Genomic DNA, 23,733 nt, shown 5'->3' with positions numbered 1-23,733 from the left:
TTAAATAAGATGAGTAACCTTAATTTTCTTCCAATGTTTGCCTATGCCGAGGGTCATAGCCTGGGCATCCTTGGTTATCAGTTCACCCTTCTGCAAGCCAGCAATAGCTTGCTTCAGTTCCTGCAGAGCCATGCCACTCACACCAAACAAATCCTTCAACACTCCATCATTCTGTTGCTGTTGCTTCATAATGAGTGGATATTGGGCGTTGGCATAGAAATCAAAAGAGGCTTTCTTAAACGAATCCATATTCTGTGTAGCAAGGATGATGCTCATACCCTTGTTTCTACCCACAGCTATCAAGTTCTGTAAAGGCTTGTTTTCGAAACCAAGCATATAGTGAGCCTCATCAATGATGGTGAAATGGCGTAGTTCCACCCTGTCCTCATTCTTTGCCTGTGGAGGCAGTTGCTCATAGATATTGTTCAACTTAGATGTCACGAAATATACGATAGCCTTTGCCATGATACCTTCCTTGTCAAACTTTCCTAAGTTGATAATATAACAACCTTTCACCAAATCTACCTTGTCTTCCTCTGCAAAAATATTATTCAGAATCAACTGGTTTAAGACTGATTTTACACTATCCATATCACCCTGTTTCTTCTCGGGCATCAACATCGTATAATGATCAAAAACTTCCTGAAAGGTGATTGGTTTCTGGTTCTTCGCCTTGTAGGCATTGATAATAGCTTCGCTCAGTCTGTTATCCATCAAAGCACCAATCTTAGCGGAAGATATAGCACAGATGGCATTTGCCAAGGTCGTGGAATACAGGTGGATTTCATTGACAGGTCTGCCAGTAAAGTCCTTGAACGGAGTAAACGGCAAAGGTTTCTCCATCGGATTCAAGATGGCAGAGGAATCGGTCTCAAACTTCGACAGCCAATCGGCATGGGCTGGATCAGAGAACTCCCCCTTATAATCGAACAAGAGGAAGTTGACAGGATAGTAGGTATCAGCCGATGCCATTCTGATTTGATTGATGAGGACAGCTAATAAATTTGACTTACCCGAACCAGTAGTTCCTGCTATCAATATCTGTGTATTTGAAATAGCAGTACTGTTGATATCTAAAGCCGCATCCATTCCATCCTCATACTGACCGATATAAAGATTCAACTCAGGAATATCCATCAACGACTTTCCACCTCTCAACGGAGAGAAGTGCAGCCATTCATCAATACCTCCTTCTTCCATCAAGATACTCTTACCCCTCATCATTTCGCTAAAAAGCACCTTGCTCAGAAAAGTAGAATTCTGCCAGTCGGCATCAATATCACTATAACGCATCTTGATAAGAGCCACGAAGACCTCCTTTATATTCGACTTGGTAAAGAAAGACCCACCCAATGGCTGCATACCTGCAGAGGTTTGCAATTTCTCTACCTTTGACTTACTTCTTGGTGTCTTATCGCTCAATCCAACAAGAAGACAGATTCGCATAACCGTAGTAAAGTTCAATACTACAGGGCGAACCATATCTGAGTAATCCGAAAGGTTCAGTTTCTGCTCGATAGCATATTTCACTTCTTCAAGCAAATCATGAGTTCCTTCCAGAATTCTCATTCCCTCAAGTTTTATATCTTGTACTTTCATTTCTACTAGAATTCGTAAGTTTGTAATCCAAAGTAATCATCACTGACAGTAGTACACTGCCTTTCCTGGTCTCTATGCAAAGTATAAGTTCTTGCCACATAAGCCACTATCTTCTTGAAATCAGTCTCTGTTGTTATTTCCGTATCAGTACTTAACAGGATGGTTTGATGAGCCAAATCCGGGAAATAACGGTTGATGATAACTTCACGACTCTCCTTGTCAAGAACACCCATTACAGTATCTATCATTACAGGAGGGTCGTAATCACCCAGTTCATACAGGACTTTCAGTAACACCTGCATCACAGTTTGCTTGGCACCAGCATTCAGCTGACTCAGATAAATTTCATTACCATTCTTGTGGAATATCTTGAACGAGATTTCCTCCGAATCATCTGCCGATAGCTCTACCCTACCGATGTAACCTGCATAAATCACCAAGTTGATGTTCAACTGCTCCTTCATCATACGCTCGATACTTGCCTTCTTCGACTTGAGTAACTTACAGGAAAGCGACTTGAAGAAACCAGGCAGTTTGCATAACATATCATACTGAGGATCTGGAACTTGTGGCATATCATAATCGTAAGTAGAAATCTTCCTCTCCATTTCCTTGATAGCATTCTTCTGTTCCACGATTTTTGCCTTCAATTCCTCTATCTTCCTGTCATTTTTTTCATAGAGTTCGATGATGCTGTAATCGTGACCAGTCAAGGCGCGTTTATATTCTTCCAATTGTTCCTGTTTCTTTGGAATATCCGCCAACTCTAAGTTTAAGCTTTCACGTCTCTCATCCAACGAAAGATAAGGATTGGAATATGATTGCTGAACCAGGTTTCTCAACACATTGACATCAGCATCACTCAGAAAACCATATTTATCATTATAATCATCGCTGTTATCTTGCTCACGTTTGATTTCTTCAATAATCTCGGCAATAGAAACCTCGCCTACCTGCGGGTATTTCTCCTTAAGCAATCGTATTACATCCTGGGTAACCTTTTCTATCTGTTGGTCATTGAGGATATTACCCCTTGCAGAAGCCACCACCTCCTTCTCGCTCAGAATAAGTTCCACCTCGGTACTGATGCTGTTGGCTACCTTTGGCATAATTACTTTCCACTCTAAATCTTTGGAGATAGCCTCAGCATCCTGTCTATAGTCCTTTTCCTTCTGATAGAAGCTGTTGATGCTCTCCTCTATCTGATGCATTTTGTCACGAATCACATCATCCGAGTTACGTCCCTCCTTCAGTTGCTCATACTGCAGCTTATGATCATTGGCATAGTTCAAAGCTTCGTTGTAGGCATCATTAAGACTTGCCACATCCCTTTCCATCTCCACCTTCTGTTTGGTCAGTTTCAAGTATTCGGCACGCAGGTTTTCGTTCTCCAAGCGTTCCGCCTTCTTCTCATCGAGATAAGCCGAGGCTGCTTTTTGCAACTGAGTGTATTTATTGAAACCCATCACCGAATTGATGTTCTTCATGATGAGCTTGTTGATTTGTTCTTCCTTCACGAGATCGGAAGTCTTCATGGCATCAAAGAGGAAGTAGTTGCTCAATTCAGCAGGCAGATTGGCAGAGATAATCTTGTTGACTATCGCTTCATTGGTGCTGCGTAGGATAGCCGTGGAACCAGAACCATAAGTATAACTGTTACCATTCATATTGAGCACATTGCTCTCCTGTATCTTGCCATCCACAAACCGATAGGCACGACACAGGCGATAAGGCGTTTCTTGTCCAAGAACCACCCCAGAGAAAGTAATCTCTAACATAATAGCCTTGCCTTCTATACCGCTCTCGTTCTTCACACCAGAATTGAAGAGTTCCTCAAACTGTCGTTTGTTGGATATCTTCAATCCATAGAGTGCAGAATAGATGGCATCGAAGAGCGTAGTTTTACCACAACCGTTGGCACCACCTATCAAGATGATGGGACGGTCGCTCGTTACCTCTAAGTTTAAGTCCAACTTTCTGTAGGTCTTATAATTCTCTATGTAGATACGCTTCAGTTTCATTACTTCTTAATTTCTTTGAGAGCCTTCTTGAGTATTTTCGTCACCTTCTTTTCCTCAAGACTTGACTCATTTTGGTTATTACGCTCTTCATGGAAAGGCTTGAGGATATAATCCTTGAGCCATTCCGCATCTATACCCTCCGATTGGCATGCACTCTCTATGAGTTGCATGTCTTCCTGCCTGATTCCATAGTTCAGGAATGTTCTGTCCAAGCTTTTCTTCATACCTTATTATATATGATTACCTTATTATATTATAGGGTTTCCAGATGTAATGCCGACCACCCATCTATATTGTCAGTGTTCTCGATAACGCCTCCAGGATAATACCAGTTGCTCGTGCCCTCGTCTTTGATGAGCACGCCACCCACAATCTTCTTGCCTGTAGATTGATAACTGGAGATGTAATCCAAGAGGGCATTGTTCTTTTCTGGCGCATCCGCATCGCTGCCCTTGGTTTTGGTGTCGAAGAGGCAGATGGTACCCGACTTCAATCTGACGATGAAATCCACATAGAAACAACGTTTTCTACTACCCGAATCCGTATAAGGCACGGCGAAATGCTGCTTTCCCTCGTCTCCATTCTTGTACCACCACTCCACATATTCCATCTTGTCATCCAACCAACGTGCAAACTCTTGCTCGGGTCTCGATGCCGTAATCTGCTCAAAATAAGGATACAAGGCATGGTTGAAGATTTCGCCTTCCGTGGTTCTCACCATTGCCGCATTATAGAGACGAGTTTCCGGTACTTGCCATACAGACTGCTGATATTCCATCGTCACCTCTTTGGCATTTCTCTTCAGCGTAGCCTCGTAGGTAACCAATGCCTTGCGTATCAATTCCTCGAAGCGCGGACGGTTCTGATGATAGAGCACCACCTTAGGCACATCCATCGAAAAGACTTGCAGGTATTCCTCCAAGGCACTCTCGATGGCTCCTTGCAAGACTGGCGTACTGTCAAATTTGGAGAACCCACCCACATTCTTACGGCAGAAAAGCGTAAAGAGATTCTGTAATTCAGATGCGTTCAGAGCCAGCCTTGCCTTGTCTGTTATCTCCACGATGCCCGAATCACCCGTCAATGGGGTGTCCTTCGGGATAGCCACCAAGATTCTTGATACATCGGTCTGCACGCCATGTCGCTTGGCATTGTAGCGATTCAACTTGATTTTGGCATCCATGTCTGCCTCCTTTTTTTTCGCCTCGTCAGCACCCTCTGTCTCACCATCATCCTCAAAGAAATCTTCTGCAGAGAAGAGCAACAACGGGTTTTGTTCCCATTCCCGTTCCATCGTCTTATAGAAGATGCTGCGGAACTGGGAGCCCAAGCGGTTTCTTGTTGCCCCATGCTTATCCGTATAATAGGAACGGAGCGTGATGTTCGGCAAGTCTTTCTTGCGATTGGCGTAGAGGGTGCTGATATAGTTCATGTCATCTCCCACAATGCTAATCATGTCAGCCGAAAGGTCGGTATAAACATAACCGTAGTTCAGAATGTCATTCTTATAAAAATGCTGCTCTGGCATTCGGAGTATTCGTCCCACGGTCTGCGTGGTAAAGGTCATGCTCTGCAATTCTCGGAATATCAGGAGGACGGATGCACGAGGACAATCCCAGCCCAAGGCTATGGCCTGCTTGAACAGCAACACCTCGGTAATATCATCAGAATGAGTGATATTCTGAAGATTGGGCGATTTATCTTTTGATAGCCATACAGCCAACCTGCCATTTGCCACGCTTATGTCGCAAACCTGTTCTAAGTAGGCTTGCATCTCCTCGGCGATGGTCTTGTCCTTCGACGACATAGATTCGCTGCTATCGTTAGGCAACTGAATGAGCAACAGCGGATTGATGCCATATTCCTTGTAAGCCTCAGCCAACTCTTTGCGCTTATCAAGTGCTTTCTTCAAGAGTCGCTGGTTAACCGTCAGTTCCGACTGTTCCTTACTGCTCTTTACATTCGGATTCAGTTCTATGCCCTTCTTAATCATCTCTTCATTGATTACATCTTGGCGTTTCACAAGAACTGCATGATAGCTTTGGGTGACTGGCGTTGCTGATACACGAAGTTCTATGTGTGGCTGGATAGCTTGCAATACCATCTCGCTTTTCTTGGCATTACGTCCTGCAAACATGTGTTCCTCGTCTATGATAACCACCACTGGAAGATGCTGCTCTATCTTGGTCTTCCGTATCAGTTCGTAGAGCGTGCGGTTCTGCTCATTATCACGTATCATCACGGCATTATCCTTATTGATGCTCTCCCAATTTAAAAAGAGCACATCGCCAGGATGCAGACCATCTACATGATCACACTCATCAAACATAACAGGACGCAACGATCTTCGTTCACTAAAGAAATTGCGCATGGAGCGATAACTCTGCTGATGCAACTTGTTAGGAGCAATCCAAACCCATGCTACACGAGAATATCGGCACTGCCCATTCATAGGTAGGTCACGAGTCAGCTCATCCAGCAAGGTACTCACCATCACCGTTTTTCCTGCTCCTGTAGGAGCCTTGAATATCAACTTTTGGCGGTCTTCAAAATCATTGAGCATGTCAATCATCTTCTGTTTCAGTTCACGCACCGCCTTTTTCTGGTAATCTCGTAGTTCTATCATTTTCGTTACCTCCTTAGTCTATTATGTCATTAGTAACATTATCTTCTTTCTCCTTCAACACATAATCATAGTCATCGCTGAGAGCTTCTTTCACAACCTCCTCGTTTTGCATGGCGAGTTCCTCGTTTTGCTGAAACTCTTTCATCATAGCCTCACTATACTTTTGCTTTGGCAGAATATCCGTTCTACCTTCTAAAGCTTGCAAGAAAGCATCTGGCATGGCACACAGTTCTATAACAGGCATGACTTTATGGAATTCGTCCTCATATGCGTATGCGCCATCACTATAAACATAAACCTTCAAAGGATTCAGCTTGGTCGCAACCTCAGCTATCATCGGAATGACGATACTGACTACACGCTCGTCGAGGACAACAAGCATCTGTCCAGCCTCATCCTTAAAATAACGCAATACGTTCTTCTTAAATTTCTTGCCTCCAAATGTTTCTTGCTCTTGATAGATATTGTTCTTGATGCAAAGGAGGTCAACGAGAGAAGCCATCAATGCTCGACGACTTTTGAAGTTGCTTTGGTCACGAGGCACAAACTCCGTTTTATAATAACGAAGATTATTGTGAGTCAAGCCAGGGACTTCTTCACCCTTCTGGTTCGTATAACCATTAATGACTCGTTTGTTTCGCTCGTAGGTTACTTTTTCGCAGATGTTATTCTCGTTGTTGGTCACTAAGATACATTTGCGATGACCGCCGTCTTCTGAGTTCAATTGCATCGTTGCGTGGAGAGTGGTGCCTGAGCCAGCGAAGAAGTCGAGGATGGTTGCATTTTTATTTGTCCTTACAGATATTTCAAGTAATTGCTTAACGAACTTTGAAGGTTTTGGAAAATCAAAAGTACGTACACCAAATATGGAAGTTATTTCTGCGGTACCTTGTGCTGTATTAAACGCATCTGAAGTAATCAAATTCCGAAAAGGAAAACTGCGGTCTATTGGATTACCAGAATTGTCAACCCTTGAATATCTCTTATTATAGACATTCCATATTCCCTTCGTCTTTTTGAAAACAATAAAATCATGTTCTATGCCCCATCGAACCTTTGTCTTACTCCAAAGATAATTCCATCCCTCCATTGATTTTTCACAACCTCCACCAGGATAGCGCAATGTACCATCAGGCATTTCTATCGGAAAATTTAAGGCATCCGAGTAATGTCCAGCAACTCGCCGCCTATCTAATTTATCCAAAGAATACTTTCCTCTCTCCATTTCATACTCATCAGTAAATTTAAACGCATCTTCTGAGGACAAGACCCCATCAAATTGACAATACTCTTTATGCGCACAATAAACAAATACATACTCTGTTACTGTTACTATATCAGTACCAGTATTAGAACCTGCTGTTGATTGCCAAACACACTTTGCTACAAAATTTCTTTCTCCAAATATTTCATCACAAAGCAATTTCAAATCAGCCTGTTCATTATCATCAATAGAAATGAATATTACTCCTTTTTCCGAGAGCAACTTTTTGGCGATTCTCAATCGTCTATCCATAAACGACAACCATTTGGAATGGCGATAGCCATCCTCTTTATCAACAAAAGAGTCGTTGTAGATAAAGTCTTTATTACCAGTATTATAAGGAGGATCGATATAAATTACATCAATCTCCCCTGCATAAGCATAAGTAAGAGCAGCAAGAGCATTGAGGTTATCACCTTCTATCAACACATGGTTAGGCGAACCTTCTGGCGCAGAATCCAAACGCTTGGTGGCATCCTCAACAAAAACAGGAAGTTTGTCTTGCATTTCATCCCATGCTTCCTCAGAACTCTCCTCCCACACAAGTCCATAACGTTGCTTATCGTTGATAGCAGCCAACAAGTCGTGCTTCAAATCTTTATCAATCTGAAGCTCATTTATCTGCTGGCGCAAAGCTTGCAAATCTATTTTCTTTGCCATATCGGTGTCTCCTAGCCCTATAAATATGCTCCACCGATTCCCTAAGCAGAGAAGATTGTTTGTGTTTGTAATGGCTATTATAAAAAGAAAGGCATAGGAATCATATTACTTCTATATAACCCTTGATTATAGAGGCTCTGGAAAATGCCTTAGACACCAAGGAGAAGCAATAGACCCTACGCCAAACTTGTATATATAGATAGCATAGGGAGCACCCTCTTCTTATTTAAGAAAAGGGCACACCTATGCCTCGCGTATATACACGATGCGTAGACGCCTACCACAATCTTCCTCTGAGTGTCTATTTGAATTTTCCAGATTCCTATAATTCAGAAGAAAACGTCAGTACACGTCTTTCTTATTAAAATAGGCCAAGCCATGGACTTTTACTTAGCCAGCGACTCATCGCCAGCCATCCACGGCAAGACAACTGCAAAAGTACGAAAAAGAATTGGGATTTGCAAGAAAATCGGAAAGTTTCTTGCAAATCCCAAATAAAAATGGTTATAAAGCAGCATATATTCAAGGCTTTTGCCCTTACAGGGCGCAGGGGAACAACACCTTAATACCCAGGGTGTTGCCCTGGGCTAGGAGCATTTGGGCCTTCAGCCCGTGCTTGAACCACATGCAAAAGTTCAATGATTTACTTCTTAACCAGGCATTTTATACTCATGTCTAAGCCTCCAGATAGTTCATCATATCCTCCAATGTATCAAAGTTCTTGACATTCTTCCTCTTTACATCCATAATAGCCTCCAACAAATCACCCTCATACACTTGTGGTCTAGTATGCTTCTTATCATCCATAAAACGAACCAAACGTACATAGCCAGAGCGACAAGCCTTCGACTTTTCCTTCTTGGAACAATCAAAAGCGTTCTTAAAATCTATAGTAATCTGCTTCATAATTATTTGGACTTTAAATTAAACATCTATTTTAATACTATCGTTGCATTTATTCTTTTCTCTTCACCCAAACCTTGTGGCTGCCGCTGCCCATCGAACCTATCGGCGAAGTTCGGTCGGCGGTGATTTCCTTCAGCTCCAGGGAGGCGGCGGTGCGGCTCAGGTTGTTGATATAGGCATAATCAGAGAGGGTGATGAGACCATTGGCTTCTATCACCTCCAGGGCACGGGCGATGCGTTCTTCTCTGGAATACAGCTGCTTGCGAATCACCTTTACGCCACCCATATCTCGTTCCAGACCGCGATCGGTTTCCTGCTTCACACTCTTGAGAAATTCAGGAGATGCCTTGAAGTTGATGTCCTTCACGCCCACCTTACGATACGTCATCTTATCCTCTTCACTCTGCATTTCCGTAGGCTTATCGTCCTCGAAACCGAGGGAGATGGAGAAGGTACCGATACCTTCCAGATTCACATTGTAGCCCATGGAGAGCATTTCTACCAACATATCAGCCACATCTAGCAATACTGCCTCCGTGGTACTTTCCGAAATACCACGATGGTAGCCCTGCATTCTCTTGATGAATTCTTTTCTGGATAGTGTCCGGTTGGTCACCATCTTGGGATAAACTCTGCGCTTGCCTTCATTACGCATGTCAGTTAACTCTTGCAACTTGTACTTAGCCATACCGATTCCTTTCTTATTAAGTTTGTTATCACTCCATATTGAGACAGCTATTACAGTCAAGAGTAATGATGATTGCTCCTCATCATAATAGTTCTCATACCTAAAGATAAAAGTATTTATCCCTAGGCAAAAGCTCCGTTCAGCGACGTTGAACCGACATTCAGCGACGTTGAATACACATTCAACGTCGCTGAATGAAACTTTCTATTAGGCAAAGATACAACTTTATCCTATATTAAACAAGACTTTTCCTAAGATTAACACAAAATTAATACTGGAAGGAGGGAGAAAGGAGATAAGAGAAGGAAGAAAGAAGATAAAAGGAGGAGAGAAAAGAAATAAGGAGAGAAAAGAAATAAAAGGTATAAGGAAATGAGATAAGGGGCATAAATGAAGAAAAGATGTTTTTAATTTGGTGGTTTCACCATTTATTCGTATCTTTGCCAACAAAGAGAATATCACTTAAAAGAAAGGCGAGCAATTATGGCAAGAAAACTATATCCGATAGGATTACAAACTTTCGAACGAATCCGAGTAGAGGATAAGTTCTACATTGACAAGACGGAATATGTATATCGTATGGCACATACTGATGGTACTTATTTCTTCCTGAGCCGTCCACGCCGTTTCGGAAAGTCGCTGTTGCTAACTACCATGAAGAGCTATTTTGAAGGAAAGAAGGATCTTTTCAAAGGACTCGCCATCGAAAAGCTAGAAAAGGATTGGATAAGCTATCCGGTGCTGCATTTCGATATGAGCATGGGCAAACACATGGAGATAGCCCAGCTGGAAAGATATTTCGACCAGCAACTTGCAGAACAAGAGCAGAAATGGGGCATTACGAATCCGGCTGTTGATGCCAACGTCCGCCTCATCTCACTTATCCAGACTGCCTATAGGGAAACGGGCAAGCAAGTGGTAATACTCATTGACGAATATGATGCCCCTTTGCTTGATGTGGTGCACGAGGATGAAGAGTTGGAAGAAATGCGCAACGCCATGCGCAATTTCTACAGTCCGTTAAAAGGATGCGAGAAATTACTCCGCTTCGTATTCCTCACAGGCATCACCAAATTCTCCCAGCTCAGCATCTTCAGCGAATTGAACAACATCACCAATATCAGTATGGACGAACCGTATGCCGGCATTTGCGGAATTACGGAAGATGAACTGGTGAACGGAATGCGGGATGACATAGAGGCACTTGCAGAAAAATTAAACCTGTCGTATGAGCAGACGTTAGCTAAGTTAAAGGATAATTATGACGGCTATCATTTCACATGGCCTTCTCCTGACGTTTATAATCCGTTCAGCTTATTAACCTGCTTTGCCAAGCAGAAGATTGATTCCTACTGGTTTGGTTCCGGCACTCCTACTTATCTGATTAATATGATGCGCAATTTCAACTTTCTGCCAGCGAACCTGGGCGAGAGTATGGAAGCCGGAAAGGATGACTTTGATGCTGCCACGGAAACCATGACCACCATCATGCCGCTGCTCTATCAGAGTGGTTACATCACCATCAAGGATTACGATGAAGAAACGGAACTCTATACCCTAGCCATTCCTAACAAGGAAATAAGAGTTGGATTGTACAGAAGTTTGTTGCCTCATTATCTGACCTCAAAGACGGCGTCAATATCAAAGAAGACAACACCATCGTGTTCGATTGGAAATCATAACAAGTTTAGATGATAAAAAGAAAAAGCGTGCAAGCAACACCATCGTCTGCACGCTTTTTCATTTATCTTTTTTCCTTTTATCTTATTCTTCATTTATCCTACAGCCACGCTCCGAATCTTGCGCTTGGCAATGGGGCGGCGAAGTAATAGTTCTGGTCGTTATTCTTATCCAGGAAATTCACCTGCTTCATGCCGAAGAATGGCAGACCTTGTGGGAAGAGGCGGGCAAAATCGGTTACACCTCCTGAGAGGGCAGGACTGCCTGCCTGATAATCGAAATTCCAACTCTTGTCGAATGCCAATGGAGCACCCTGGGCTACATCATCTATCTCGCAATTGATGTTCATCTTCTCGCTCTGAGTGAAGTTCTTGAATAGAGGATTGAGCTGACCTGCCACGCTGCTCTTGATATCGGTATCAAACCAGATGCCGAGCTCTGCACCCTTCGCCATCTGCGCTACGCCAGTCTCTGTAGATGCAAAGTAGTAATTTGGTGTAAGACGACTGTGATCCATATCTGCACCATCCTTCTTTGGCTGCTTCAATCCGAAACGGGAATCGTAGATGAGGTTGTTCACGAAGACTGGCTTCGCAGCCTTCTCTACCCAGACAGAACCACCCTTCTTGTTCTTGGAACGGCGCCAGCCGCAGTTGATGATGGTGTTGTTGTAGGCGGTCATCTCAGAGAGAGGAATCACCTCGCTATTGCCGGCATTCGAAAGCTTGAGGCGTTGGTGCAGGCGTTGTAGATGATGTTGTTGGCTACATCGAGCTTGCAACCTGCCTTTACGTTGATGGCCTCGCCGCCATCGGCTGCATTTCCGCTATCGGCAAAGATATTGTTGATAATCACGCCGTTACCACCTGTAAAGTAAGTCTGGTCGTTGTAGTTGTCATGGAAGAAGCTGTTTGCCATCACAAACTTGCCGTTCACATTACAGAAGTGGAAGGCTGGCACACCGCCATCGATGGTAGTCTTGAAAAGCTTGTTCTGGAAAGAAGCTGAACTCTCGGTAGGAGTAGCACCAGCATAGGCTACATCCACGTGGTTGAGCACCACCTCCTCTGAATTATATCCGCAGATGATGCCGCCCCAATCGGCAGGCTTCCTGGTATCAGAAGTAAAGACTACTGGCTTCTCGGCAGTTCCCATACAATAGAGATTGCCCAACACCACAATTTCTACCGGCACCTGAACCTCTGACTTGCAGGTAACGGTTACGCCCGGCTCAATATAGAGCGATGCTCCTACAGGAATCTCAACGCTCTGGCTCAGGGTAGTATCCTTGGTCCAAACCACAGAACCTGCTGGATATTCTGCCACCTTCGTTGTAATGACATCCTTAGAACCCTGGTTCTGGTTGCCATCACTTCCATTACCGCCATTATTCACGTAATCGTATGGATTGATATTATCGTTCTCGCAAGATGTGGAGAACATTGCAGCTGCTGCCATCAACAGCAAAGCAGCAAAAGTATTTATCTTTTTCATTTTTACAGTTTCTTGTTTTATAATTTGTATCTTACTCCCAGCAGGAAGGTTCTGCCATACTGATAAGTTCCCACGATGGTCTTATCGCTCTTCTGACCCTCATACTCCAGGTTGCTCTTGTTCACGGTCTTCAAGTATCTCTCGCGCTTGGCATCGAGCAGATTGTTTGCCTTGAAGAAGATGGAGATGCCGTTCTTGAATTGCTTCTCGGCACTCAGGTCGAGACCGAACATCGCCTTATCCCACTGGTCGGCATCCTTAAAGGGAGAAACCAGGGCAAGCTTGGTGCCCGTGAAGGAAGAGGCCAACTGCGCATTCCAGCCATTCTCCGTATCCTTATATAATAAGGAGATGTTAGCGGTATGAGGAGCCTGGTTAACCAGCGGACGGGTCTGGGTTACGCCCGTCTTATACTCGGCACTACCCTCCTGGTACTCACGCTTCGAGGTGGTGATTTCAGAATGGGTGTAAGTATAATTCGCCTTCACTCCGAAGTGGCGGATGTACTTGATGAGGTCGATTTCGAATCCCATGTTCTTGGCATTACCCAGGTTATCCGGCATGTAGTAGGCATCGGTTCCGGCGCCAATCTTGCCATCCGATGTTACGAACACCTGCTCTATCGGGTCTTTCAGATACTTATAGAATACGCCGGCAAGAATCTGCTCGGTCTTGCTTGGGAACCACTCCCAGCGCAGGTCGATATTGTCGATGCGGGCACGCTTCAGGTTTGGATTACCTTTTTCCTGATACTCCTCGCCCTGAATCTGATAAGGCACTATCTCGTAGAAGCCCGGACGGTTGATGGAGCGATAGTAAGAGAGACGCACGTTCATCTTCCTGGTTGGTGTCCACTTGATGGATGCCGATGGCAGATAATCCCAGTAGCTCTGCTCGCCCACCTGTCCCATGTTGCGGAAGTGCTGGAGCATGGTGTAAATCTGGTTGGTGTGCTCGGCTCGGAAACCGGCATTCAGTTCGCCCACCTCGCTCTTCAGGGTTACCATGGCGTAGGCTCCGCCGATGTGCTCCTTGGAATCGTAGTTGAGCTGCGAAGCCTGAGAATAAGGGGTCTTGCAAACCCAATCGATGTTGGCATACTGGTCTATTCCGTTGCCATCCAATCGCTGCGAGATGTCGGCAGGATTGAAGATGTAAGAATAATATCTGTTGCTGCGTTCCTTTCTGCGATACTGCGCTCCCGCCTTCCAGAGAGCCTCTACATCGTTGGCGAAATGAGTATCGTAAGAGAGGTTGATGTAACCCGCCCAGTCGGTATCCTTGTTGTGCTGGAATCGGCGCTCGGCACTTTTAGGCAGGGTCTTGGTGATGTTCTTGTCGCCTTCCCAGATGGAACCCGAAACGGCATCGCCACCATTCTCGGCTTTTCTGCTCACGGTATTCGTCAGGGTAACGTAAGTTCTATCCGGATCTTCCTCCTTAGCCTGCGAGAACACGCCCGACCAATCTACGGTAAAATCCTTGGTAAGATGATGCGTACCCTTCAGATTGGTGGCAAAAATGCTCTGGGTGGTTGAAAGAGAGCGCACCTCATCATCCTGGGTGTAGCTGTCGGCTCCGATGTATTCGGTGTTGACGCTATTGTTGTATCTGGTGCCCTTGGAATTGGTGCGCACATACATGTTGTACCATTCCAGCTTGTGACCAGGCAGGGTTAAGTCGAACTTGGCATGAGCACCCGCAGTAAGGTCGTGGATGCTATAGTAGCGATGCTGTAGATTGGAAATGTACATGGCCTGCTCGCCCGAAGCCATCTTTACGGAATTGTAGGTGCGCTCGGTACCACGGAAAACATTCTGCACGCTTCCGGCAAGCATCACGCCCAGGCGGTCGTTCCAGAAGCGGTTGCCGATGCTCAGACCTCCTATGAAGTTAGGAGCAGGAAGAGAATGGCTCTTCAACTGAACAGGACCGTTCTTGAAATCGCTCATCTGCGCCTTGTAGTCTTTTCCGAAAGCCTCGTAAGGAGATTTCTTTGTATAATCAGAGCGGTTGCTGGTAAGATAATCTCTGCCATTCTTCCAGAAATAATCACTTGCTCCGATGGCAGCATTCGCCTGAATCTGGAAGCGGGATGGGGCATCCTTCATCACCATATCCACCACGCCACCGGCTGCATCGCCTTCCATATCAGCAGTCAGAGACTTGGAAACCACGAGGCGGTCCATCAGATCTGAAGGGAAGATATTCAATGGGATGTAACGGTTTTTATCATCCGGACTAGGAATCTTCACGCCGTTCACCAGGGTGTAGTTGTAGCGCTTGTCCATACCTCGGAGGATGGCATAGGAAGCTTCGCCCGATGCATCACGCTCCATGGTTACACCTGATACACGCTGCAGAACGCTCGCCACGTTGACATCAGGCGAAAGCTGGATGCTCTGCTGGCTCATCACGTTGAGCACGTTGCCGGCATTCTTCACGGTTTCTATGGCGCTTCGGTCGCTGCGGTATTCACGATGACCGGTAACCACCACTTCGCCCAACTGCTTCAGGTCTTCATCCATCGCGATGGTCAACAGTCCATCCTTTCCCTCTTTTCCATCCTTGGAGAAGTCTTTAGCCACATCCACTACCATCTCCCTGGTCTTGTACGACATGTAGGAAACGATGATGGTCACCTTGCCCTTATCAGGCAATTCATGCAGGGTGAAAGTACCATCAAGTCCGGTGGTGGTACTCACGTTGGGCAGCTCCTTTACTCGGATTACGGTTCCGATGAGGGGTTCGCCCGTTTTGTTATCCTTGACTACACCATCCAGCGTGTGGGCCTGGATGGCGGTAGTTGCAGCGGCAAGAAGCGCCGCACTCAGCAAAAATCTTTTCATCTATATCGCAATTGAATTCTTCACTTTTCGTTCTTCACTCTTCACTTACTTTTTGCTTTTTACTTACTTTTTGTAATCGTGTGGATGATTTTTCCATCCTTGTCAATCATCGACATTCTGAGCTGTTTCTTATCTGCTGTAAATACAGAGAAACCATCGGCAGGACTGCAGAACACGGTGCCATCGATAGGCTTCACAGGACGGGCCAGAGATGAAGAGGAATTGACTACGTAGTCGATGTTGTCGCCCTTCTTCTGGATGTGCTGGAAGTTGTGGATGTGACCGCAGGCATAAATCGCCACATTATTATATTTATGGAGGATAGGCAGAAGGCGCTTCTGCATGTCGAGTCGCTCACTCTCCTTCTTTGTGGTGTAGGCGTAGATAGGATGATGGCCTACCACGATGACCCAATCTTCCTTGGCATTCTTCAGAGTTTCGTCGAGCCAGGAGAGCTGAGCCTCAGCATCCTGCTTGCAGGCGTCAGGATAGATTTCCGCATTCTTGCGATAGGAATCGATGAGGGGTGTGGTGTCAAGGAAGATGACGCGCACGGTGGTTCCCTTGTGGTCGAACACCTTGGTGTAATATTTGGCTGGCATCATCCAGCGGCGGCTCACCTTGCCGTAGTCCATAAAAGCCTGAGTATTACCACGATACTCATGGTTTCCGCAAACCGGGAACCAGTTGAGCATCAGGTCGGGATGAGAATAAACATATTCATAATTGGTAAGCCACAGAGGGTCCTGGGTAGAAGCCACGCCATTGAAATGGTGGATGTCGCCCACGGCAAGTACGCATTCCGGATCTACCGTACCCGCCATTTCGCCCATCAGTTCGGCGATAGGCTTCTGGTCGTAGTAGCCGTTGCGTCCCATATCATTGGTCATGTAGAGGGTGATTTCACCCTTCAGTTTCTGCCATTCGGCAGCATTCGCCTTCCAGTTTGGATTCTGCGGAATGGCGGTTGCTGCACTCTGAGAGCAGGTGGTTAATGCTGCGTTTTGAGCCTGTGCAGTCAAGCCCCCGCCCAACAATAAAGCCGAAGCCAAAACTACAGTAGCTACTCTACCTTTCATCATAGCAAAGCCATTCATGCTGCTATGCTTACCCGATACTTTCTTTTCCATTTTTCTTTATCTGACTATAATACTTTTATTAAAGATTTCCCCTTTCGGGGTAATACCTGTTAAATTTCGGGTGCAAAGGTAAGGGTATTATGTGTCAATGAGGTTACAAGAATTTGAATTAGCAGATAAAAGATACTACAATCTTATTACGGGAGTTTCCCCCGATGCTTTTAGGGAAAATCATACATCAGATTATGGATTTCCCCTTGTTGTTTTCAGCTATTCTCCCTATCTTTGCACTACGTTAGAAGAAAGGCTGCACTCGACAATTTGAAAGCAAGCTTTCATTGTGCTCGTTTGCACTTTCTTTGCACCATCAAAAAGTTGATAGTGGCACCAAGTAGCCTCTTCAAGTAAAATAAATGCAGTAATAACCCTTTAAAGAGAAGATAGTTATGAAAAGAATGATTATGACATTGGTAGCAGTATGGATGATGATTACATCTATGAATGCTCAGAGACTGACAAATATTCAGGCAGAAGCCCGTTTTATCACAGATAAGATGGTGGTGGAACTGGGATTGAGCAGCGTTCAGCGCAACAGCATCCTGAACATCAATCTCAATTATCTCAATGGCATCCAAAGCTATCGCGACATCGATGCCTACGGCTGGCATTACCGCAACAAGCAGCTCAAGCGCATGATGACCGCCAGACAATGGAAGAGATTCAAGGACTCTTACTATTTCTATCGCCCTATCGGCTGGCAGAATCATGTGTATGTTCACCATATTTACACCAAGTATCCAAAGCATAACTGGGGACACGACAAGCGCCGCCCTCGCCCTGAGTGCAGCTACGGAAGACCGGGATGGCCAGGCGGAACCCATGTAACTTATGGACCAGGAAAGCCGGACAAGCATCACAAGCATCACAAGCACGACAAGAAGTGGAAGCACGACAAGAAGTGGAAGCACGACAAGAAGAAGTGGAAGCACGATAGAGATTGGGATGACGATGATGATGATGATGACGATGATTGAGATAATGACTGGGATGATGACTAAGATTAAGACAAACATTCGATGATAAAACAGAAGAAATCCAAGCTGGAGATGATTCTCCGGCTTGGATTTCTCGTTAAATAAAAACTAACTATGCCGTCTAACTAATAACTAATCATTAATTACTAATCATTAATAATTAACAAAACGTCTTCCACAATCTGCTCATCGAGTAGGCGATTATCCGAAAGCAACTGCTGCACATCATATCTATCGTAGAGTCCCTTCCTGATGCCGCCCACCATCACCTTCATTTCTGAAGTGCCATAGTAAGAGGCGATGCGCTCGCCGAAGCCGCCATCCTTCGAACCATCCTCCAAGGTTACCACCAACTGATGGTTTGCCTTCAGACTATCCAACGTCTCGGCATCCACCTCATTCAGATAACGGGGATTGATGAGCGTTGCATCGATGCCCTTATCAGCCAACAGGCGGACTACATTCTCGCCCTTCTGATAGAACGAACCAGCAGCGATGATTGCCACCTTCTCGCCCTGGTGCATCACCTTGTACCTTGCCTCGTAGCCATACTCAGCATCAACGGCTTCTGACGTATGAACCACGCCATTGCTTGGCACACGGATGGCGATAGGTTTCTTATCCTGCAAAATGCTCCAGCGGAGCATGGCGAAATACTCCTCGCAGGTGGTTGGAGCCAGATAGATGAGCCCCGGAATGCTGCAGAGCATCGGAATATCGAAAAGGCAGATGTGAGTGATGTCGTTCATCGAGTTCACTCCGCCTCCTACCACGTTGATTACGGCAGGGTTGGAATTGATGCAGAGATCTTGCGCTATCTGGTCGTAGGTACGTTGGATGAAGGTGCTGTAAACCGTCCATACCGGATGCAATCCACCCTTCGCCATTCCCGAAATCATGGCCACCGCCTGCTCTTCGGCGATTCCCATATCGATGTGCTGCTTGCCAGCCAACTTTCGCTTATCGGCAGTAAAACCACCTGCGGTAGGAGTACCAGCGGTTACGGCGATGAGGGTCTTATCCTGCTTCATCTCGCCCAGCATCCAGTCGGCAAATAATGTACCGTAATCTTCAGTCGGAGTCACCTCCGGAATGGTTCCATCGGCATTCCTTCTTGGTCGCGAACCGTCTTCCAGATTGAAAGGCATTCCCCAATGCCAAGCCTCCTTGTTGGCTACGGCTGGCGCAAATCCATGACCTTTTTCTGTGTGGATGTGAACCACGGTAGGCTTATCTGTATCCTTCACGCTCTCGAAAACCTGGATGAGTTTTTCTATGTCGTTACCCTCTTCCAGGTACTTGTATTCAAAGCCCCATGCCTTGAACCAGTTGTGCTCGCAGGTGCCGTTGCTCTGGCGAAGGGCACGCAGGTTCTTATAGATTCCGCCATGATTTTCGGCGATAGACATTTCGTTGTCGTTCACCACGATGATGATGCCCGTGCCGAGTTCCGAAGCCTCATCCAGTCCCTCGAAAGCCTCGCCGCCCGAAAGGGAGCCGTCGCCGATAATGGCGATGATGTTCTCATCGGTTCCCTTGACGTCGCGCGCCTTCTGCAAACCGGTGGCAAGACTCACGGAAGTAGAAGTATGCCCCACCTCGAAGTTATCATATTCCGGACATTCGGCAGGAGAAGAATAGCCCGAAATGGCATTCATGTCATCCACATCGCCAAGGAATCCCGCAGCTCGTCCGGTGAGCACCTTGTGCGGATAGCATTGGTGGCTTACGTCAAACACGAGCTTATCCTTTGGCGCATTAAAAACGTAGTGAAGCGCCACGGTAGCCTCCACGAATCCGAGGTTCGGCCCCACATGACCGCCATGCTTGCTTACACGGTTCAGCACAGCCTGTCTGGTTTCATCAGCCACCACCTGCAGCTCCTTCAAATCCAGCTTCTTCAAGTCGGCTGGCGACTTTATTTTCTCAATATACATTTTTTGTACTTGTTTTTTATACTTATAGTTATAATTCTATTATGATTATATGATGATCATGATTCTATTATGACCATGATTTCCGAGTGCAAAGATACGAAGATTCCCGAAAACACGCATTACCCAAACTACAGAAAAAATGAATTATTTTCCCTTTTCCAGCAAAAGCCTCCACTTTTTCTTCTCTGAACCACATTTTTTCTTTTCCAAATCACTTCCTTTTCAAAAACTTTTCGTAACTTTGCCACAAAGAATAAAAATGCAAAGACTATGGTAGAAAGAATTTATCCTGTGGGAATACAGACATTCAGCGACATCATCAAGAGAGGATGCGTGTATGTGGATAAAACTGACTTGATATACAAGTTGACCAAGAAGTACAAGTATGTATTTCTCAGTCGTCCCCGCCGCTTCGGAAAATCCTTGCTGAGCACAACCCTCCATTCCTATTTCGCTGGCGAGAAAGACCTGTTCAAGGGGCTTGCCATCGAAGGTTTGGAAAAGGATTGGACAGAATACCCTGTCCTGCACTTCGACATGTCTACATTCAAGTATTGTGACATCAAATATTTTGATGAGAAATTTGACATACAACTTGAAGATTACGAGAAGAAGTACGGAATAGAGCGCAGCAAAAAAACCCCTGGAAACAGATTGACGACGCTGATCAAGACCATCAAAGAGAAGACTGGTAAAGACCTCGTTATCATCATAGATGAATACGACGCTCCTCTGCTCGATGTTCTTCACGACAAAGAGAAATTAGAGCAAGTAAGAACCATCATGCAGGAATTCTACACTCCTATCAAGGAATGTGACAAGTATTGGAGATTCGCCTTCATCACGGGTATCACCAAGTTCTCGCAGCTCAGCATCTTCAGCGCCATCAACAACCTGACCAATATCTCCATGGACCCAGAGTTTGCTGCCATCTGCGGCATTACCAAGGAGGAGCTCACCACCACCCTGAGCCAGGACATCGAACTGATGGCGGAGCACAATGGGGTGAGCAAGGAAGAGATGGCACGGATGCTTCAGGAGAATTACGACGGCTATCATTTCACAAGAAACAGCCCAGACATCTTCAATCCGTTCAGTCTGATGCGAGCCTTGGCGTCGGGCGAGATAGAGGACTACTGGTTTGCATCGGGCACTTCTACCTATCTCATCAATCAGATGCAGAGATTCAAGACTAACGTGACGGAGCTGGACAATGTCTTCGCCTTCTCGTCTTCATTCGACCGTCCTACGGAGAAGATGACGGATGCCCTGCCATTGCTCTATCAGAGCGGCTACCTTACCATCAAGGACTACGACCCTCTCACCAAAGGCTACTTTCTCGGCATTCCAAACAAGGAAGTAAGGGCCGGCTTGATGGAAAACCTGCTGCCGCTCTACACGAATTTGAGCGACGGAACTTCGCTGGGCTTTGCGGCAAGATTCTATCAGGCATTGGTGTATGGAAACATCGACAAGGCGATGACGCTGATGAAATCCTACTTCGCCTCTATTCCTTATCCAGAAGGCGGAAAAGACGTATTGGCAGACATGCAGAAAAACGAGTATTATTACGAAACCGTTTTCTACATCATGCTTTCGATGATGAACATAGCCGTTCTCACGCAGGTGAAGAGTTGCAGGGGCAGGGCCGATGCCGTGATGTTCTCGCCCCACACCATCTTCGTCTTCGAGATAAAGATCAACAAGCCTGCCAAGGAAGCCCTCGCCCAGATAGACGAAAAAGGCTACATGGTTCCTTTCGAGGCTGATGAAAGAAAGCTCGTAAAGATTGGCATCAGCTTCAGCACAGAAACAAGGACTATTGAGGATTGGGAATACAGGGTTCTGGATAAAAGCCAGGAATTATAAATTAACTGATTCCAATATCCTGAACGAAAAGGTAGAGTGGTAATTGAAAATCTGGGAATCTCCCCCAATGCTTTTAGGGAAAATCATACGCTAGTTTATGGTTTTCCCTTTGCTTTTTTCAGCTATTCTCTCTATCTTTGCACTGCGTTAGAAGAAAAGCTGCACTCGACAATTTGAAAGCAAGCTTTCATTGTGCTCGTTTGCACTTTCTTTGCACCATCAAAAAGTTGATAGCGGCTCCAAGTAGCCTCTTCAATTAAAATAAATGCAGTAATAACCCTTTAAAGAGAAGATAGTTATGAAACGAATTCTGATGACAATCGTAGCAGTATGGATGATGATAACATCTATGAATGCTCAGAGACTGACAAATATTCAAGCAGAGGCTCGTTTTATCACAGATAAGATGGTGGTGGAACTGGGATTGAGCAACGCCCAGCGCAACAATCTCCTGAACATCAACTTCACCTACCTGGACGGCATCCGCAGCTATCGCGACATCGATGCCTACGGCTGGCATTACCGCAACAAGCAGCTTAAGCGCATGATGACCGACAGACAATGGAAGAAATTCAAGAACTCATACTATTTCTATCGCCCTATCGGCTGGCAGAATCATGTGTATGTTCACCATATTTACACCAAGTATCCAAAGCATAACTGGGGACACGACAAGCGCCGCCCTCGCCCTGAGTGCAGCTACGGAAGACCAGAATGGCCAGGCGGAACCCATGTAACTTATGGACCAGGAAAGCCGGGCAAGCATCACAAACATCACAAGCACGACAAGAAGTGGAAGCATGACAAGAAGAAATGGAAGCACTATAGAGATTGGGATGATGATTGGGATGATGACTAAGATTGAGACTGAGACTAAGATTAAGACAGAGACTAAGATTAAGACTGAGATTAAGACAAACATTCGATGATAAAACAGAAGAAATCCAAGCTAGAGATGATTCTCCGGCTTGGATTTCTTGCTATGTAAAACAAACTATGCCGACTAATTAATAACTAATCATTAATAACTAATTGAGCTCACTTTAAAAAGAAGTTTTTGGTTCTTTATCCAACAAAACGCCATTTGATTATCAGATGATTACATTTGAAGAAATTATCTAAAATGACTTTTTAAAGTGGACTCAGTTTATTATCAGCCTACAGCCTTCTCCCTATCCTTCAGAATCACAGCCATGTTATCCAACGCCCATTCTATCAGATGATCCATAATAGGAATAAGGGTTTCAGCACGGGGTGCGAGAGAATACTCCACTCTTGGCGGCACTTCGGCATAAGCCTTGCGGATAACATAGCCATCAGCCTCCAGCGATTTTAACGTGCTGGTAAGCATTTTCTGCGAAATATCCGGAATCAGCTTACGCAGGGCATTAAACCGGAGGGGACCATCCTGATGATATTTCAGGGTGTAGATTACCAGTAGCGACCACTTGTCGCAAACGCGCGCCAGAACGTTACGGATGGGACAGTCCTGCACTACCATTTCTTTTATCATTCTTGCCATAATCTATCTTCTTTATATTCTACTATAATCTATAATATTCTGCAATAATGTTCTGCAAAACTCTATAATATTCTGCAATAGGCTACAAAAGTAACTAATATCCGAAAAGAAACCAAACATACCAAGTTAATCTAAGTTAACGCTTCATTTTTCTTTCTCCCATTCCCACGCAATAGTTACCTCCCAGTAACCATCTTACCCCCAAGTGCCCTCTTGCAGAAACCAGTTTTTTGCAGTATCTTTGCAGCGCAATTCAGAAATGAAAGCTGAAAATAAACGCTATTCAGAAATGAAAACTGAAAGCAGAAGTATTCACAAATTCACAATAAGAAATAACATAAAACCCGTTGGCGGAATTAATTTAGCGCATACTTAACCCTGCCAATCGGTCTGTTGTTACATAATTAATATATTGCAAGACTGTAAATGCGCTGATTTTCCCGATGATTCGGGTAAACAGTCCTGGTGTTTGCTTAGCATAGTTTCGGAAGAGCATGAAGTGATC

At 45.1% G+C, this 23,733-nt stretch carries 16 protein-coding genes and 2 pseudogenes; 4 read left to right on the top strand and 14 right to left on the bottom strand.

Annotation, left to right across the window (positions count from 1 at the left end):
- The 7 genes from DW830_RS06060 to DW830_RS06025 all read right to left on the bottom strand — a co-directional run bounded on the left by DW830_RS06060 (position 1) and on the right by DW830_RS06025 (position 9,764).
- The gene (locus DW830_RS06060; protein ID WP_199656068.1) at positions 1–1,569 is read right to left on the bottom strand and encodes an ATP-binding protein; all 1,569 of its coding nucleotides are present in this window, start codon (positions 1,567–1,569) and stop codon (positions 1–3) included.
- Between the two features lie 35 nt (positions 1,570–1,604).
- Positions 1,605–3,620 (bottom strand): AAA family ATPase, encoded by a 2,016-nt coding sequence (locus tag DW830_RS06055; protein ID WP_119249271.1) that lies wholly within the window; start codon positions 3,618–3,620, stop codon positions 1,605–1,607.
- Positions 3,620–3,844: a hypothetical protein gene (locus tag DW830_RS06050; RefSeq protein ID WP_119249270.1), complete on the bottom strand. Its 225-nt coding sequence runs from the start codon at positions 3,842–3,844 to the stop codon at positions 3,620–3,622. Before DW830_RS06050 ends, DW830_RS06055 begins: the two co-directional genes overlap by 1 nt.
- 29 nt (positions 3,845–3,873) lie before the next feature.
- Complete coding sequence (locus DW830_RS06045) at positions 3,874–6,246, bottom strand: DEAD/DEAH box helicase (protein WP_119249269.1); 2,373 nt, start codon at positions 6,244–6,246, stop codon at positions 3,874–3,876.
- Between the two features lie 13 nt (positions 6,247–6,259).
- On the bottom strand, positions 6,260–8,170 hold the full coding sequence (locus DW830_RS06040; RefSeq protein ID WP_119249268.1) for a site-specific DNA-methyltransferase: 1,911 nt from the start codon (positions 8,168–8,170) through the stop codon (positions 6,260–6,262).
- A 675-nt stretch (positions 8,171–8,845) separates the two neighbouring features.
- Positions 8,846–9,076: a hypothetical protein gene (locus tag DW830_RS06030; RefSeq protein ID WP_119249266.1), complete on the bottom strand. Its 231-nt coding sequence runs from the start codon at positions 9,074–9,076 to the stop codon at positions 8,846–8,848.
- A 49-nt stretch (positions 9,077–9,125) separates the two neighbouring features.
- A complete protein-coding gene (locus DW830_RS06025; RefSeq protein ID WP_119249265.1) occupies positions 9,126–9,764 on the bottom strand; it encodes a hypothetical protein in 639 nt (212 codons plus the stop codon).
- A gap of 483 nt (positions 9,765–10,247) precedes the next feature.
- On the opposite strand from DW830_RS06025, the pseudogene DW830_RS06020 reads away from it, so the two are divergent.
- A pseudogene (locus DW830_RS06020) lies at positions 10,248–11,396 on the top strand (AAA family ATPase); the annotation flags it as partial.
- A gap of 148 nt (positions 11,397–11,544) precedes the next feature.
- Here the strand turns inward: DW830_RS06020 and DW830_RS17300 are convergent.
- Genes DW830_RS17300 through DW830_RS06005 form a run of 4 tightly spaced genes read right to left on the bottom strand, consistent with a single transcriptional unit; the run spans position 11,545 to position 16,917 of the window.
- A complete protein-coding gene (locus DW830_RS17300; protein WP_410524496.1) occupies positions 11,545–12,144 on the bottom strand; it encodes a hypothetical protein in 600 nt (199 codons plus the stop codon).
- Positions 12,141–12,938, bottom strand: a complete 798-nt coding sequence (locus DW830_RS17295; protein ID WP_410524495.1) for a hypothetical protein — start codon at positions 12,936–12,938, stop codon at positions 12,141–12,143. Before DW830_RS17295 ends, DW830_RS17300 begins: the two co-directional genes overlap by 4 nt.
- A gap of 17 nt (positions 12,939–12,955) precedes the next feature.
- On the bottom strand, positions 12,956–15,787 hold the full coding sequence (locus tag DW830_RS06010) for a TonB-dependent receptor (protein ID WP_119249263.1): 2,832 nt from the start codon (positions 15,785–15,787) through the stop codon (positions 12,956–12,958).
- A 59-nt stretch (positions 15,788–15,846) separates the two neighbouring features.
- Entirely contained in the window at positions 15,847–16,917 is a 1,071-nt protein-coding gene (locus DW830_RS06005) for a metallophosphoesterase (RefSeq protein WP_119249262.1), read from the bottom strand.
- 395 nt (positions 16,918–17,312) lie between these two features.
- Between DW830_RS06005 and DW830_RS06000 the strand changes: the two genes are divergently transcribed.
- A complete protein-coding gene (locus DW830_RS06000) occupies positions 17,313–17,900 on the top strand; it encodes a hypothetical protein (RefSeq protein WP_147487228.1) in 588 nt (195 codons plus the stop codon).
- A gap of 146 nt (positions 17,901–18,046) precedes the next feature.
- Here the strand turns inward: DW830_RS06000 and DW830_RS05995 are convergent, their stop codons facing one another.
- Positions 18,047–19,837: a 1-deoxy-D-xylulose-5-phosphate synthase gene (locus DW830_RS05995; RefSeq protein ID WP_119249260.1), complete on the bottom strand. Its 1,791-nt coding sequence runs from the start codon at positions 19,835–19,837 to the stop codon at positions 18,047–18,049.
- 270 nt (positions 19,838–20,107) lie between these two features.
- Between DW830_RS05995 and DW830_RS05990 the strand changes: the two genes are divergently transcribed.
- Together DW830_RS05990 and DW830_RS05985 are read left to right on the top strand one after the other, a co-directional pair.
- Complete coding sequence (locus DW830_RS05990; protein WP_119249259.1) at positions 20,108–21,706, top strand: ATP-binding protein; 1,599 nt, start codon at positions 20,108–20,110, stop codon at positions 21,704–21,706.
- Between the two features lie 298 nt (positions 21,707–22,004).
- Positions 22,005–22,565, top strand: a complete 561-nt coding sequence (locus DW830_RS05985; protein ID WP_147487227.1) for a hypothetical protein — start codon at positions 22,005–22,007, stop codon at positions 22,563–22,565.
- Between the two features lie 294 nt (positions 22,566–22,859).
- Here DW830_RS05985 and DW830_RS05980 read toward each other — a convergent pair whose 3' ends face one another.
- Together DW830_RS05980 and DW830_RS05975 are read right to left on the bottom strand one after the other, a co-directional pair.
- The gene (locus DW830_RS05980; protein ID WP_119249257.1) at positions 22,860–23,228 is read right to left on the bottom strand and encodes a winged helix-turn-helix transcriptional regulator; all 369 of its coding nucleotides are present in this window, start codon (positions 23,226–23,228) and stop codon (positions 22,860–22,862) included.
- A 356-nt stretch (positions 23,229–23,584) separates the two neighbouring features.
- Positions 23,585–23,733, bottom strand: a pseudogene (locus DW830_RS05975) (IS982 family transposase); the annotation flags it as partial.

Origin of the sequence: Prevotella sp. AM34-19LB, assembly GCF_003468525.1 — a bacterium.
Taxonomy (GTDB): Bacteria; Bacteroidota; Bacteroidia; order Bacteroidales; family Bacteroidaceae; genus Prevotella.
This window is presented reverse-complemented; position numbering and strand designations above follow the sequence as displayed.